This window comes from Mucilaginibacter sediminis (genome assembly GCF_051903035.1).
GTDB lineage: Bacteria > Bacteroidota > Bacteroidia > Sphingobacteriales > Sphingobacteriaceae > Mucilaginibacter.
Window position 1 is genome coordinate 2,318,846 of sequence record NZ_CP170602.1, and the last position, 15,856, is coordinate 2,334,701.

Consider the following 15,856-nt stretch of genomic DNA (forward strand, 5'->3'; position numbering starts at 1 on the left):
GTAAGGGCAGGTTGAGGCTTACCAACCCGGGTTTTGGGTTAGTTTAGCATTAGTGCTAATCTCGCGCTGCGGAATAGGCCACAAGTAATACTGAGCTTTCATGGTTACATTTTGCTCGTTTTTGGTTGATGTAGCATCGCCAAAAGTATTGTTGATAACATCATAAACCTGGTGGGTACGCTGTATGTCAAAATAAGCTTTGTTTTCATACGCCAGTTCATGATAGCGCTCTTTCCAAACCTCTTTACGGAAGGCATCCTGGCTTAATGCCCCTATCGGCGCCAGTTGCGCACGTGCCCGTATTTTGTTAAGCTGGGCAATTGCTGTTGCATTTGGTGCTCCTTCAGCTTCGTTGCTTGCTTCTGCATAAATCAGCATAGCTTCAGGCAAGCGCAAAAAGGTCCAGTTTTCATCGCTCTGGCCATTACCTGTTGCACTCTCTACGTGGAAATATTTGTAAAGGGCATGCTCGCCAAAGTTGATGATCGTACCATCTTTAGATGATGGGTAGCTTGAAAAATAAAACTGCCTTTCTTTTGCACGTAAGTCGCCCGCTTCATAACTGTTAAAGAAGGCATTGGTAGGTATCATCGCGCCAAGGTGATCGCCATATACACCAACCAATAAGTTAAATGGAACAGTTAACTGGGGAATGGCATTTGTAGCCACGCCAACCAGGTAATTGGATTGAAATATCAATTCGCCCTGGTTTTTGTGGGCATTGTCATGCAGATAATCATACTTATCAAACAAAGTGTATGCGGTACCATTTATAACCGGTAATATTTCGGCAGCGGCCAAAGCGTAATTCGCAGTCTTTTTAAGCGGAAAACCAGCAGTAGTTAAATAAACACTGGCTAACAAAGTACGCACTGCACCTAACGATACCTTACCTGTTTTATCAGATTCAGGCAGGCCCGATGCTTCCGCGGCTTTGAGGTCGCTGATGATTTGATCATACACAGCAGCGGCAGCTGTACGTGCAGGATAAAGATTGGGGCTTGTAATAGTAACCGGTTCGGTAATTAATGGTACATCGCCGTATAACCTAACCAGGTGATAATAAAAGAACGCCCTTAAGAAATAAGCTTCGCCTAACAAAGCTTTTTTATCCGCGTCGGCAAAAGGAGTTATCGGCGGAATATTTGCTATGGCCACATTGGCATTTGCTATAGCGCCATAGCTATTTTGCCATACATCTTCAAAACCCGGGTTAACAGCGTCGGTACGGTTGTTTATAACGTTGTTATTATTAACACTTTGCCCTAATGAGGTAGTATGACCTGCAAAAAGCTCGATGGTAATAAACGGGCTTTCACCGTAGGCATCCCCATTTTGAAACAGGTAAAGCTTTTGGTAAATACCATTAACAAATATACGCGCCTGGTTTGCACTGGTAAAATAATTACTTTTTACAAAACCGCCTTTATTTTTTTCGACAAGCTCGTTTTTGCAACTACCAAGCATTATAGTGAGAATCAGTAATGAATAACCAATCCGGTATTTTTTTAAATTAAACTTCATAATAGTATGTTTTAACGTTTAAATTAGAAACTAACATTTAAGCCAAGCAGGAAGGTTCTTGGTTTTGGATAATCGTAAAACTGGATGCTTTGATTAAAGTTGCTGTTATTGTTAGGATTCTTAGGATCGTAACCATAGGTAGAAACTTCCGGATCATAGCCGGTGTACTTGGTTATCACAAACAAGTTTTGAGCCTGCGCATACACCCTTAACCTGCTCAATTTAATTTTAGCTATTGAAGCAGTTGGGAAAGTGTAACCAAGTGTTACCGATCTGCCGCGGATAAAATTGCCGCTTTCAACTTTGGTTGAATAGATTTCTGTTTGGTAATACACATAGGCTGGCCTGTCTTCGGCTATGCTTGTATTTTGATTGGTTGGTGTCCATGCATTTAAAACAGTGGCATAGCTGTTAGCCTGGCCTGTACGATCCTGGCCCGAGTGACGGGTTAGGTTCATGATTTGGTTACCATAATTAAATTGCAGGTCGATACCTAAATCGATGTTTTTATAACGGAAAGTGTTACTTAATGTTCCGTATCCATCTGGTATCGATTTACCAAGGATCACTTTATCATCAGCCGTAATTTTGCCATCGCCATTAGTATCCTGAATTTTCAGGTCGCCTGGCAGTTTGTTAAATATTGCAGCTTGCGATGCTTCGGCAGTACCCCATGTACCCAACACTTTATAACCGTAAAAGCTACCTGCAGGTAAGCCAACGCGCATCAGGTTAAATTGTGAAAGGAACGTTGGCGACAAAAATATGTCATCGTTTGATGCGCCCAAAGCCAATATTTTGTTCTTTAAGAACGAGATATTAAATGAAGTATTCCAGGAGAAGTCCTCGGTTTTGATATTTTGGGTATTGATAGTTAACTCCAAACCTTTGTTTTGCAGCCTGCCAATGTTTTTGTAAACGCTGTTAAAGCCGCTGGTTTCTGGCAATGGCGCGTTAAGCAGCAAGGCTTTGGTTTTCTTTAAATAAGCATCAGCTTCAATATTAACACGGTTGTTGAATAAGCCTACCGAGAAACCAAGATCAAACTCGGCGGTTTTTTCCCATGAAAGATCTTCGTTACCAATGGTAGTTTGCTGCGTACCTATAGCCTGCGCACCGTTAAACACGTAGTTAACCGTTCCAATTTGCGCTTGTGAGCGGTACTCACCAATTTCGGAGTTACCTGTTAAACCATAACTCAACCTGAATTTAAGATCAGAAATAGTTTTGTTGTCCTTCAGAAAATCCTCCTGCGAAGCCCTCCATGCGAAAGCTGCCGATGGGAAAAAACCGGTTTTTACATTTGTACCAAAACGGGAAGAGCCATCCTGGCGACCGGTTACTGTTAACAGGTATTTATCTTTGTAGTTATAATTTAAACGTCCAAAATAGGAGCGCATTTGCCATGCGTCATAATTTGAAGAAGGGATACCAGGGATAGAACCTGCGCCTAAATTATAATACTGATAATAATTATCAGACAGGTTACTGGTAGAAGCACCTAACCCGGTTTGTTGAAAATTTTGCTGCTCGGTACCTGCAACAATGTTAATAGTATGCACCTTGTTAAAGGTTTTATTATAGGTAAAGTGATTTTCCCACTGCCAAAAAGTATTGTTCTGCTCATCAATTGATGCAGAGCTTTTTGTTTGGCTTGCTACAGAACCACCTACTAAGCCACTTTGAAAGTGAGGATTATAATTGGCAGACGTTGTAACGCCCAGGGTGCTGCGAAACTCAAGACCTGGAATTATGTTTATATTAAGGTAACTGTTACCGCTAAAAATGCGTTTACGGTAAAGTGCTTCAATCTCGTTGGCCTGGGCTACCGGGTTATCGCCGCCTTCTAAGTTTGGATAATCTGTACGTTTACCATAAGTTCCGTCGGGATATTTAATTGGGATAAACGGAACCATCTCAATTAACATACGCGGAATGTTGTTACCTCCGGTACCATCATCAGCAGTACGCTGATCCTGGGCATTGTAATTTAAAGTAGCCCCAACTTTTAACCATGATTTAATTTGATTGTCGATGGTTAACCGGGCATTGTAGCGTTTTAAATAACTATTTAAAATTATACCCTGATCATTGGCGTAGTTTAAAAATAAACCGTAGGTTAATTTGTCTGATCCACCTGTAAAAGTCAGGTTATGATTTTGACTTACTGCATTACGTGTGGTAGCTTTTTGCCAATCCACATCATATAACGGTTTAAGATTTGAATCAAATAATTTACCAATTAAGGCAGTGCGCAATTTAACCGGATCCTGATCAGCATATTTACCAGACGCCCAGCCGGTAGGGTCGTATTTTTTAATGTTGGCGTATGACAGGTCTTCAACAGCCATAAATTGGGCTGAATTCAACACAGGCAACTCTTTTGCCATGTGGCCTACGCTTACGTAGCTATCATAGCTTACTGTGCCTTCTCCTTTTTTGCCACGTTTGGTAGTAACCAAAATAACACCGTTTGCACCGCGTGTACCGTAAATAGCAGTTGATGATGCATCCTTTAACACATCTACCGACTCGATATCATTAGGGCTTATAGCGTTACCGCCCTCTGTCCATATCACACCGTCAACCACATACAAAGGATCTGTGCGGGTGTTGATGGAACTGTAACCACGAATCCTGATTTTAGTATTACCACCTGGGGCGCCGGAGTTTGTTGAAACGTTTACACCGGCAATTTTACCTGATAATTCCTGCTCCAGGTTGGTTTGTGGCCTTTCCTGCAAACCTTTGGCGCTTACGCTACCAACCGATCCTGTTAAATCAACACGTTTTTGGGTACCATAACCTACAACAACCACTTCGCTTAACGCTTTTGGCGATTCTGCCAGCACCACGTTTAAAGTAGTTTTACCGCCAACAGCAACTTCTTGTGTAGTATAGCCTACAAAGCTAAAAACCAATGTTCCGTTTTCGGGTGCGTTCAATGTGAATTTACCATTTACATCGGTTTGGGTGCCCTGGTCAGACCCCTTGATCCTGATGCTTACGCCTGGAAGCGGACCTTTTGAATCAGACACCGTGCCTGAAACTTTGATGTCTGCGACTGGCGTACTAACTTCATCTTTCTTTTTAACCACAATGGTTTCCTGGAAAATTTTGTAGGTTAAAGGCTGATCTTTAAAAGCAAGGTCGAGCGCCTGCTCCAATGAAACACCGGCAACTTCGATGTTAATTGCGCTTGCTTTAGCTACATCCTGTTTCTCATACATAAAATGATAGCCTGTTTGTTTTTCAATAGAGCGAAGAACTTTTTCGACAGAGGCATTTTTTTGGTGCAGGGTAACAACCTGGCTGTAGGTTTTGGCACTTACGTTGGTAAGTACCGCCACCATAATAATAACTGTTAGCTTCATAGCTAAAATTATTTTGGATAATTGGGGCCATACCAAAGGCGTGGCCTTAGAATTAAAATTCATAAGTTTGTAGAGTTTGGGTTAAACATTAACTTTCAATTCGTCGATTGCATTTTTTTGGGGCCCAGATGCTTAGCCGGGAAAGTACTGCGAATACTTCCCGGTTTTTTATTGGTTATATTTTGGCATAGGCACGTTTATTTTTTACATGAGCAGTAAGCCATTTTCACCATGCGGGTCCCTCCCGGGCTAACTTATTTTTGGTATTTCTTCCATCATAGCTTTTTTAAAAAGTGAGTAATTGGTTGTTGATTAGTTGTATATAAATTGGTTATTAATTGGGGCTGGTTATTTATGGCAGCACTGTTATATGTTTGTCTTCAATTTTAAAATTAACACCCATATATTTTAGCATCCCCATCAGTTCAGAAGCCTTTACATTGCGCGAAATGCGACCGGTAAATTCTTTTACCGGTACTTTGCCGGTATAGCTCACCTGTACATCGTACCAGCGCGCTGCCTGCCTCATGATGGCCTCGATACCTGCGTCTCTAAACTGGAAGATGCCCTCCTTCCAGGCAATGGCATCGTCGGCATCTGCCTCATCCGTTATTTTTATAGGTCCGTTTTGTTTAAGTAACGCCTGCTGCCCGGGTTTTAAAAGGCCGCTAAATTGTTTGTTGCTGATTTTTACCGATCCTTCTAACAAGGTTGTTTTTATAGCATCTTCATCATTATAAGCCATAATGTTAAAATGGGTACCCAGCACTTCAACAACGGTATTATTTACCTTTACTTTAAATGGCATCTTCGCATTTTTGGCCACCTCAAAATAAGCCTCGCCAGTAATTTCAACCTCCCTGGTAGCGCCTTTAAATGTCGCGGGGAAACTTAACGATGATGCCGAGTTTAACCAAACCTTGCTTCCATCATCCAATACCAGCTGATACTGTCCTCCGCGCGGGGTAGATACAGTATTGATAGCAGCGGGCGCATCAGATCCTTCATTTTTACTCCCTTCGTAAACTAACTGGCCATCATGTGTTTTTTTGATATGAGCATTGCCTTCATTAGCCAGCAAACCATTTTTTGCGCTATCCAGCGTTATGGTTTTACCGTTGGCCAGGGTAAGTACAGCCTTGTTACCACCGGGCAAAACATCATGCGCCGGCACAGGCTTTAGCCTGGCCTGGGGCCGCTTATTTGCAGCAGTTTTGTGTTGGTTAATTAATACATAAGCACCAAAACCAACAAACACCATCATGGCGGCTGCAACACCAACTTTTAACCACAACTGGTTTTTATTTGGCGGCCTTATGGGGTGTATATTATCCGGATTTGATTTATTTTGAAGAATATTGTTGAGCATATCCATGCTTTTTGCGGCATCAAAAAGCGGCTCATCTGCCTGCAGCGTGTTCCAGGCTTCATGAATAAGTGCAGTAAGCTCCGCATCGTTGGCAGATGAATTGATGATTTCAAACAATTCATCCCGCTCCTGCTGCGTAGCGGTTTGGTGGTAATAACTATTAAACAGGTAGTTAAGCCTTGCATTAAATGCACTCATACAGGTAGATGTTAATTCATATTATAAATTGGTAAATGCCGAGCTTGGGGTTAACTCACATACAAGACAATAAATGCGATAAAAAAGGGGCTATCGCTTTTGAAAAAAAATAAAAAAAAATTTTAAACGATAGCATAGAAATACACATGTGCTTAACCATCAAAGCATATGGCCATTAAGATAGTAGTAAGGAAAATCGCATTTAAAGTTGATAAGATTTATTTCGTGCGAAGACGCAGAGGTGCAAAGTGATTTGCTTATTTTTTCTTTGCGCCTTAGAGGCCGTCTAAAAACGAGAGTTATTGATTGCCGTTGACTTTAGTCGACGGTAAAAGAAAGCATCTTTACTGGCTTTAGCCAAAATACCCAAGCGAAATTTGGCTAAAGCCAGTAGCCTTTTAGTCATTATTCCGTTGACTAAAGTCAACGGCAATGATTTTTATTAGATAATAAATACTCTAAATCAAATTTAGACAGGCTCTTAGCGATCTTTGCACGAAAAAACTAATAACTTGATACCATTGATACCTGTATAGCACAATATAGTTGATCATGGAATTTTAGAAGGACCCCTTAAGTGGTAGTAATTGCTAATGATTTTTATTAAATTTGTTATCATGACAACATTAACCATTGATGTTTTAAACGACAAAGCGCTAAATCTATTGAAGGATTTGGAAATGCTTAAAATTATCCGTGTCAGAAATAACAAACAGGTTGCCGACACAAATGCTGATGATTTGGTAAGTAAATACAAAGGAGCAATGGCGATACAAACATTAAACGATGTTGATAAGCAATTAAGCGATCTGCGTAACTAATGGGACATAATATGTCTTTGGAATACCAATACATATCATTACTAAATCCATTTGATCTTTAATCAATTCTTTCAAATTAAAGATTTACATCGTCCTTCCATTATCTTATTTTTTATTACTTAACCAATAACTTATTGCCAGTAAAACAACAGGATACACATCCAAATGGCTGCGTACATAATCGGTTATAGAGGTGGTGGCTATTTGCAGGTATTTTTTTACCGTTTCGCGGGAGAGTTTAAGCTGATCGGCAATTTCGTTATACTTAAGCCGGTTGTGCCTGCTTAGCAAATACACTTTTTGCTGTTGCGATGGCAGGTGATCTATTGCTTCATCCAATAAGTTATAGTACAGGTTATCCTGCTGATCGTCCATGATCAAACCAATACTGCTCTCTTCCAGTTTTTTTGCCTGTACCTTTTCTTTCGCCAGCTTTTTGAGGCAATTAAGGGCATGGTTTTTTGATATAACAAACAGGTAAGCCTTAAAATCCTCTACTTGCGCAAGGGTTTCGCGCGCCATCCATATTTTCAAAAAAACATCCTGAACCACTTCTTCGGCCAGTTCTATTGAGTTGGTAATGCGATGAATATGAACACCTAATTGCTGATGGTGCATAATAAACAAACAGCGAAAAGCATGTTCATCCCCTTCCGCTACTTTTAATAGCAAATCCTTGTCATGATGTTGTGGCGCCGCCCTTATAAGCAGTTCCGGCTCATGGTTATAAGCAATATCCAACATAGGTAAACGTATAGTAGTGGCAAATATTGGTTAATTAAAATGCAATAAAAATCACTTAGGTTAAAACACTACTACAACTACGAAATTGCGAAATAGTTTATACTTTTCCATCAACTAAATGCATTTAGTTGATATTATTTAGCAACAGACAACCAGGTATTTCTATTTATAGCTGGCTGTCAGCATCATGATGAGTTAGTTTATTTTCAATTCTTTTGTCAGGAATAAACCAGATGCCGGCAACTAAAACATACAACCCAAGTGCCCCAACAGGGCTAAACCAGGATAAGCAAATGGCTACGGCATATAAAATAACAGATATTTTACCCTTCCAGTCTTCACCAAAGGCCTGTGCCAATAAGGAGTGCTCGCCATGATGGCGAACAAGATTTTTCACCAGGATTGTGTACGCTATGCCATTCATCAGCAGTACAAAACCGTAACACATTACAGGCCATTTGGCAAAGTGATTTTCGCCCATCCATCCGGTTACAAATGGTATCAACGATAGCCAAAACAGCAAATGCAGATTGGCCCACAGCGTTTTGCCATTTATTGATTTTACTGCCTGCAGGGTATGGTGATGGTTGTTCCAATAAATGCCTACGTAAACAAAACTCAATACATAAGTCATAAAGACTGGAATAAACGGCTTTAACACCTCAATACTATCGCCGTGGGGCACCTTCATCTCCAATACCATAATGGTGATAATGATGGCGATAACACCATCGCTGAAAGCCTCTAACCTACCTTTACCTAATGCCATTTTATATTTTTACAGCTAAAAGTAAGTTATTTTTTTGTGCCGAATGCCAGGTAACGCTGCATAGCCTCAATAAAATAGTAATCGGCGTAAGTTAAAGGGACATCAATTTCTGTCCCGGCGGGGAAATGGCCAACGCTGTGCTGCAAAATAAAACCGCCGTTGGTACCCGCAGCAGCCATATAAGGAGGTGCCGATAGTGTTTTTAATATGGTTTGTGCAACATCAAAATACTGCCGCCCTTTTTTGGCATCGCTATACCTGCATAATTCAAGCAGGGCCGAAGCCATAACAGAAGCCGCCGATGCATCTTTTAATGCGTTGGGAATGTTGCTGGCATTGTAATCCCAATATGGAATTTTATCTGCCGGCAAATTTGGGTTAGTCAATATAAAATGCGCTATGTTTTGTGCCTGGTCAAGATATTTTTTATCATGCGTTTCGCGGTACATAACGGTATAACCATACAAACCCCATGACTGGCCCCTTGCCCATGCCGATTCATTAGCAAAGCCCTGGGCAGTTTTCTTTTCCTTTACCGCGCCTGTTAGGGCATCGTAATTTATGACGTGGTACGAGCTAAAATCGGGTCTGAAATGGTTTTTCATGGTTGTATTGGCATGGGTAACCGCTATTTTATAATAACTGGAATCGCCCGTTTCCCGCGTTGCCCAAAAAAGCAGTTCAAGGTTCATCATGTTGTCAATAATCACCAGGTAATCGCCTGGTTTTGAATCCCAGGATTTAATACAGCCCACCGCCGGGTTAAACCTGGTTGATAACGATTTAGCGCTATTGATTAATATCTCCTTATACTCCGGCTTAGGCTCAATTTTGTTGGCGTTGCCAAAGCTGCAATACATCATAAAGCCCAAATCATGGGTATGGGTATTAAACTGCTCTTTAGCCAATACCCCCATAATGCGGTTGGCCTCGGTAAGCAGCTGTTTATCTTTTGTTTCCTGGTATAAAAACAACAGGCTGCCGGGATAAAAGCCACTGCACCACCAGGCCGAGTTGCTGTTTTCCTGTTTGTCCTTATCGTGATGATAAGTTTTCGGGAACTCCTCCGGTCCTATCTTTGTTGCCAATAATTTGTATTGGGCATCCGCAGCAATAAAGTTTTTTTTGATGGTATCTGAAAGCGCTCTTTCCGGTTTTAAAGCCGGTTGGGCATTACTAAAAAAAGCAATCGCTATTAAGCAAACAGTACAGATGAGGGCGGGCAATATTTTGAATTTCATAGATATAATTTGGCTGGCAATAAAGTTGCATATTTTGATTGGAATTTTAAGAACCAAATTTATCTCGTAGCCCTTCCAGCATCAAAACAATTTTGCCCGCTGCATAATATAAATACTGCTCCTGTGCTTGCCATGCATTTTTAGTATCAAACCCGCATGCTGAATTATTGTCCGTTCATCGCTATTCGAGTGTTTTTATTGTCAGATTCCGGTAAGCGCCTAAGGACGAATTACCATGCCAATAACCCACCGAGCCTATTTTTAGTGAAGGATCAAGCGAGGTGTAAACCATCGCAGGTTTAGCAGCATTGTTCACATATACTTCCATTTTTTTGCCTGTAACTATCACTTTAACATGAAACCAGCCGTTAGCAGGCAGTATCGCGCTGGCCTGGTATTTATCGGCTTCGTAATCCCACCAGTTAAATTCTGCTTTTTTTTCGGGCATATATTGGATAGCATTGATGGTACCCGATGACAATGGCCTGAAATATACAGTTTCATAATGATGAGCATCTTTAATCCTGAAGGCAAGGCCGATATAACCATTTCCCTTGCCCGCAAATGCCAAATCAAACTCGATAATACCATCCTTAAAAATTAAACTCTTAGGATAGGCCAGGCTCGCCGATTTGTAATTACCTATCTTCCGTTTTATCAGCAACGCTTTTTTACCCTGGTAGCTGCCAAATTCATAATCAAGGGTGTCATTTTTGGGGATATTCCATTCTTTCGGGTTAATGGCCGGCAGGTTCTGCACCTTATACTTTGGCTGGGCATTTACCCTAATAGCTGCAAAAAGAACAAATAATAACAATAGCTTTTTCATAACGAATTTTTATAGGTTAGTGTTTTATTGTTTGATAACGAGGTTGGCAAAATCGCCGGGCAAACTATCATTCCACAATCCGATGAGGCCGTGTTGCCGGTTATTCAGTTTTTTAACGCTGAGTGATGGTTTGGCTGAATGATTTACATAAACCACAATTTCATCAGCCTTTACAACAATATGTGCGTGGAACCAGGCGGTAGCCAGCGGGAATGGGTTAACGGCATTTTCGTACGCAAGCGGATGATCTGCCCGCAGTTTATCCCACGAAAAATCTGGCTGGCTGATGTATTGCACGGCATGCTTACGCCTAAGCGTATCTGGTGATTGAAAATTAAAAGGCCGAAAATAAATGGCATCATAGGTAACCGTATCGACGCCATGAAAAGCAATGCCCAAAAAACTTTGCTGAAAAACGTCCTTACCCCGAAGGTCGACGTCAATTGTCCCGATGGCAAAATCTATGTCTTTGAGCCAAACGATACCTGTAAGTGAAATTCCCTTCCTGGTGCCATCAGTAATTTTGCTTAATTTTTTTGCGGACGATGTTATCGGCGTATCCTGTTTTAACAGGCTACTCAAATCATAGGCTTCCTTTTGCTGCGCACAGGCATCGCCGCAAAAAAACGTAGTTATTAAAAAGAGGCTAAATAAAATATTGTTCTTCATGGTTTTAGATTTTAACTTTAGCAAAACTTGCAAATAGCATACAGAATTAAGCATAACAGGCGTTTCAATCCTGTTCAAGTTTGTTCAAGCCGTTTTTGCGGGTTTAAATACCGCGTCATTGCCTAAAAATTGATGGAAAAAGAAAAACAACTGCTTTTATTATGCTGCCAGCTTATTGAACGCTCGTTAAACTGGGGCGATAACAGCATTTGGACTAATGACGATTTTGATCAATTGAGCAAATTGATCTTCGAAAAAACAAAAGTAAGGCTTAGTATTTCAACCCTAAAACGCATTTGGGGCAAAGTGCGTTATGATAGCTACCCAACAGCCGCAACACTTAATGCCCTGGCCCGTTTCCTTGATTATGAAAGCTGGCGCGATTTCAGGCAGCACCACCAGGTTAATGGCGTAATTGAACAAAGCGAACTACCCAGCACAATTGAACAAATTCCGGCGGCCAATCCTTCCTCTAAAAACAGGTACAAATACATATGGTTCACAGCTATCCCCTTGCTATTGTTTAGCGCCTTTTATTTTGCCGGATTTAACAGAAAAGACTCACCGGATTTGTCAACCGTAAAATTCAGCAGTAAAAAGACATCTGATGACCTGCCCAATTCTGTGGTTTTTAGTTATGACGCATCTGCCTTTCATTCAGCTAGTGTTTACATCCAGCAATCATGGGACCCACGCCGACGTGAGCTTGTGCCCGGCGATGGTAAACAGCATACGTCAATCTATTATACCCCTGGCCATTTTATAGCAAAACTGGTCGTAAACAACCGGATAGTCAAGCAAACGGTTGTTTTTATAAAAACCAAAGGATGGGTTGGTATTATAGATCATCAGCCAGTACCGGTGTACTTGTCATCTGCCGAAATAAAGGGTGATGGCTATATGGGTATTACAGATAGCCTGATGCAGCAAAAACTGGGCACACCGGTGTTTAATGATACCTGGTTGAAATTTTGCAATGTGCGCGAATTTCCGGGCATCCGGGCCGATAATTTCACGATGGAATGCACACTGCGCAATACAGCAACGCCGGGGCAATCTGTTTGCCGCAAAGCCGATTTAACCATTTTGGGCGATGGGATGGCCATTGTGATACCCATTGTAAACAAAGGATGCATTGCCAATATGGGCGTTTTAACCGGCCAATATTGGATTGGCGGCAATGACCACGATCTGAGCGCGTTCGGCTGCGATTTCAGGCAATATCAAACCTTAAAATGCAGTGTTAACAACCATCGCCTAAAAATTTATCTCAATAACAAACAAATCATGGATGTTGAACAAAAGCGCAACATTGGCCGTATTGTAGGCCTGCGGTTTGAGTTTGAAGGTCCCGGCCAGGTAAAACATTACAAGCTGGAAACGCCCGGTTCAAAGGTATATGAGGAGAGTTTTTAGGCTCTTCAGGAAGTCAATTCAACCTTCTGGTTAAAATCCTCGTAACTCAGTTTGCCTTTTCGCAGCTGGCTGATGTATTTAAATACGCTTAGTTTATCCAGCTCCTGCTTATAGCGTTCGCGGTCATGATCTGTTATCAGGTTGCCCTGTAGTTTTAAGCGGATAGATGTGCGGGAGATATCCTCCTCCAGTTTATCTATCGGGCAATTACGAAGATCATCAAAGTTACTGCGGGGGAAAAGGATACGGTCCATTGGTTTTTTGCTTCCTTAAATTTAAGGGCCAGGCATCAACATCAATTTAACTGTATGTTATTTTATTGTTATTGATAAAGGGTAGAGCGACAAAAAAACCTTTAAAAAACATTATCCTCCCACATACCTTTCATGCACCTTTCCCGCACCGTTGGCGACCTTCCATGCACCCTTCAATCACCTTCCGTGCCCTGTTGGCTAATTAACAATTTTATAAACATTATTGGCCCTGTTTACATCGGGATAGAGGCTATCCGGATCGATGGTTACTTTAATTATCTCGGCTTTTTTGTTGCCTGTAAAAGTGTAGCTGCTGGTATACTCCCATACCTCTACCGGGAACTCCCGGTGCTCTGTCGAGCCGTCGGCGTAGGTTAATTCAACCACCAGCGGCATAGCGGCTTTTTCCAGGTTTTCGATGGTGATCTGCGCCTTGCCATTTGCCAGGTTTTCAACTTTAGTTACCCCCTGGTCAAGGCGGTAATTTTCTAAAAACATCGATTTCCAAAACCAGCTAAGGTCCTCGCCTACCGAGCTATCCATACTCCTGAAAAAATCCCAGGGTGTAGGGTGCTTATAGGCCCAATCGGCAATATACTTGCGGAAAGCTTTATCAAACCTTTCGGGGCCAACTATTTGGTTACGCAGCAAGGTTAGCACATAGGCGACCTTTTGGTACTGGACCGGGAAAACCATATCGCCGGGTATGGCATCGGGCCGGGTAATGATGGGGACCACCCGCTCTGAAAAAAGCGTATCAAGCGGGCTGTATATCTCGGCATAGCCCCTGAATTCGCCTTTGTTAAAATCTTTTACAGCCAGGTTATCAATAAAGGTATTAAAACCTTCATCCATCCAGGCGTATTTACGCTCGTTGCCGCCTACTACCATCGGGAACCAGGTGTGGCCCAATTCGTGGTTTACCACCATAAAATACGCGTTACCGGTATCCCTGGCCGAACAAAATACCATCCCCGGGTACTCCATACCATCCAGGTTGGATGCCACATTTACTGCCTTATTGTAAGGATAGGTAAACCACTTTTCCGAAAAATGCTGCAAAGTGAATTTGATATATTCCGATGACCGTTTCCAGCTATCTTTTTTGTCGGATTCAACCGGGTACAGCGAGCTTCCCATTACCTTTTTACCTCCGGCTACCGGGAAGCTGAAGGCTTCCCAAATAAACGCCTTCGAAGCTGTCCAGGCAAAATCACGGGTATTATCCATCCTGTATTTCCAGGTACAGGTAGGTTTTACGGGGCGCGACGACGCTTCCGTAACTTCTTTGGCCTGGCGGATGAACACCGGCGTCTCGCTTTGTTTAGCAGCCTGCCAGCGCTTAAACTGTACAGGGGTTAATACCTCCTCTGGATTCAGCAGATCGCCCGAGCCCTCTACAATATAACCCGCGGGCACTGTAATATTCACGTTAAAATTGCCGTATTCCAGGTAAAATTCGCCATTACCCAGGTAAGGCAAGGTATTCCAGCCTTCCACATCATCTAATACGCACATCCTCGGGTACCATTGGGCAACCGCGTAAATGTTGCCGTTTTTTGTCGGCAGGATATCGGTACGGTTAACCAGGAAATCGGCATTCTTATAGTTTTGAGGGAAATTGTAACGGTACTGAACACTGAAAGTTATTTTCTGCCCGCTTTTTAGGGGCTGCGGCAATGTCAACTCCATCCGGGTATCGTAAATGTTATATTTAATGTCGCCTGTAATTGCGCCATCCTTAAGCTTTACGGCCTGTATATCGTATCCCCCATCGGCGGTTTCTTCTTCCGGGTTTTTATAAAGGAATAATTTTGATTTTATGCCCCTTGAATCTTTTTTAAAAACATTTTGCTCCAGCTGCAGCCATAATGACGATAGCGATTTGGGGCTGTTGTTGGTATAGGCTATGGTGGCGGTTCCGCTAACCACGTTCTTCTGATCATCCAGGGCTACATCTATCACATAATCGGCCTGGTTTTGCCAATATGCAGGTCCGGGTTCGCCGGTTGCGGTGCGGTATTCATTGCCGGGAGGCAACAACGGTAAGGCTGGGAATAGATCGGTGGGACGGTACCGCGACTGCCCGAAGGATTGGCAAACCGCTAAAACGATTAACGTAAAGGGGATGAAGAACCTAACTAAATGTTTATTTTGAGAAACGGGCTTACTATTTTGCATATGCCGCAATATAATAATTAAAGGAATTTCAGGACAGAAAGTTGCTTTGATTTTTGTTGCCAATTTACCGATGTTCCTTAAAGGCTCATTTATATTCCCCGTTTAAAATAGCAATCGCTTCCAAATTCACCTCATCTTCAATTTCATCTCTTGATGGAAATTTCGCGATCCGTTCAATTTCATTCAACAAAAGGGGATCTGTTGTGCTTCTTGCGAGATATCCCAATACCCACAATTTCCACATTCCATCGTTTGTTTTTAAGATCTTAATTATTTCAGGAACTATCCTATCGGCAAAGGGTTCAAGAATATCGGCAACAGGCCTGGCAATTGGCCAATTCGCATCTTGAAGCCATTCTAATAATTCAGGAATAATAGGCTCTATCTCTTCAAATGAAAGCCCTTTAAGAGCGGCAATTACATCGTGATCGTGCTTATGTTTTGGAATAAGTTTTTTAATATCCATA

At 41.9% G+C, this 15,856-nt stretch carries 13 protein-coding genes; 2 read left to right on the top strand and 11 right to left on the bottom strand.

Features of this window, described 5'->3' with window-relative positions:
• Positions 1-18: 18 nt before the first annotated feature.
• The 3 genes from ACFGVS_RS09000 to ACFGVS_RS09010 form a co-directional block, all read right to left on the bottom strand.
• On the bottom strand, positions 19-1,524 hold the full coding sequence (locus ACFGVS_RS09000) for a RagB/SusD family nutrient uptake outer membrane protein (protein WP_218152471.1): 1,506 nt from the start codon (positions 1,522-1,524) through the stop codon (positions 19-21).
• Positions 1,525-1,547: 23 nt separating this feature from the next.
• The gene (locus ACFGVS_RS09005) at positions 1,548-4,898 is read right to left on the bottom strand and encodes a SusC/RagA family TonB-linked outer membrane protein (RefSeq protein WP_439698360.1); all 3,351 of its coding nucleotides are present in this window, start codon (positions 4,896-4,898) and stop codon (positions 1,548-1,550) included.
• Positions 4,899-5,250: 352 nt separating this feature from the next.
• A complete protein-coding gene (locus tag ACFGVS_RS09010) occupies positions 5,251-6,465 on the bottom strand; it encodes a FecR family protein (RefSeq protein WP_439698361.1) in 1,215 nt (404 codons plus the stop codon).
• A gap of 617 nt (positions 6,466-7,082) precedes the next feature.
• Between ACFGVS_RS09010 and ACFGVS_RS09015 the strand changes: the two genes are divergently transcribed.
• Entirely contained in the window at positions 7,083-7,286 is a 204-nt protein-coding gene (locus ACFGVS_RS09015; RefSeq protein WP_439698362.1) for a hypothetical protein, read from the top strand.
• 105 nt (positions 7,287-7,391) lie between these two features.
• Here ACFGVS_RS09015 and ACFGVS_RS09020 read toward each other — a convergent pair whose 3' ends face one another.
• From ACFGVS_RS09020 to ACFGVS_RS09040, 5 genes are all read right to left on the bottom strand, one after another.
• Positions 7,392-8,030: a sigma-70 family RNA polymerase sigma factor gene (locus ACFGVS_RS09020; RefSeq protein WP_439698363.1), complete on the bottom strand. Its 639-nt coding sequence runs from the start codon at positions 8,028-8,030 to the stop codon at positions 7,392-7,394.
• Between the two features lie 166 nt (positions 8,031-8,196).
• Complete coding sequence (locus ACFGVS_RS09025; protein WP_439698364.1) at positions 8,197-8,799, bottom strand: TMEM175 family protein; 603 nt, start codon at positions 8,797-8,799, stop codon at positions 8,197-8,199.
• Between the two features lie 26 nt (positions 8,800-8,825).
• Positions 8,826-10,040, bottom strand: coding sequence for a glycoside hydrolase family 88 protein (locus ACFGVS_RS09030; protein WP_439698365.1), 1,215 nt, complete (start codon positions 10,038-10,040; stop codon positions 8,826-8,828).
• 181 nt (positions 10,041-10,221) lie between these two features.
• Positions 10,222-10,869: a hypothetical protein gene (locus ACFGVS_RS09035; protein ID WP_439698366.1), complete on the bottom strand. Its 648-nt coding sequence runs from the start codon at positions 10,867-10,869 to the stop codon at positions 10,222-10,224.
• A gap of 24 nt (positions 10,870-10,893) precedes the next feature.
• A complete protein-coding gene (locus ACFGVS_RS09040; protein WP_439698367.1) occupies positions 10,894-11,538 on the bottom strand; it encodes a hypothetical protein in 645 nt (214 codons plus the stop codon).
• Positions 11,539-11,670: 132 nt separating this feature from the next.
• On the opposite strand from ACFGVS_RS09040, the gene ACFGVS_RS09045 reads away from it, so the two are divergent.
• Complete coding sequence (locus ACFGVS_RS09045; RefSeq protein ID WP_439698368.1) at positions 11,671-12,954, top strand: hypothetical protein; 1,284 nt, start codon at positions 11,671-11,673, stop codon at positions 12,952-12,954.
• A gap of 5 nt (positions 12,955-12,959) precedes the next feature.
• Here the strand turns inward: ACFGVS_RS09045 and ACFGVS_RS09050 are convergent, their stop codons facing one another.
• The 3 genes from ACFGVS_RS09050 to ACFGVS_RS09060 form a co-directional block, all read right to left on the bottom strand.
• Positions 12,960-13,208, bottom strand: coding sequence for a hypothetical protein (locus tag ACFGVS_RS09050; RefSeq protein ID WP_439698369.1), 249 nt, complete (start codon positions 13,206-13,208; stop codon positions 12,960-12,962).
• A gap of 198 nt (positions 13,209-13,406) precedes the next feature.
• Entirely contained in the window at positions 13,407-15,389 is a 1,983-nt protein-coding gene (locus ACFGVS_RS09055; protein ID WP_439698370.1) for a M1 family metallopeptidase, read from the bottom strand.
• 85 nt (positions 15,390-15,474) lie between these two features.
• Complete coding sequence (locus ACFGVS_RS09060) at positions 15,475-15,855, bottom strand: DUF5071 domain-containing protein (RefSeq protein WP_439698371.1); 381 nt, start codon at positions 15,853-15,855, stop codon at positions 15,475-15,477.
• Position 15,856 lies beyond the last annotated feature (1 nt).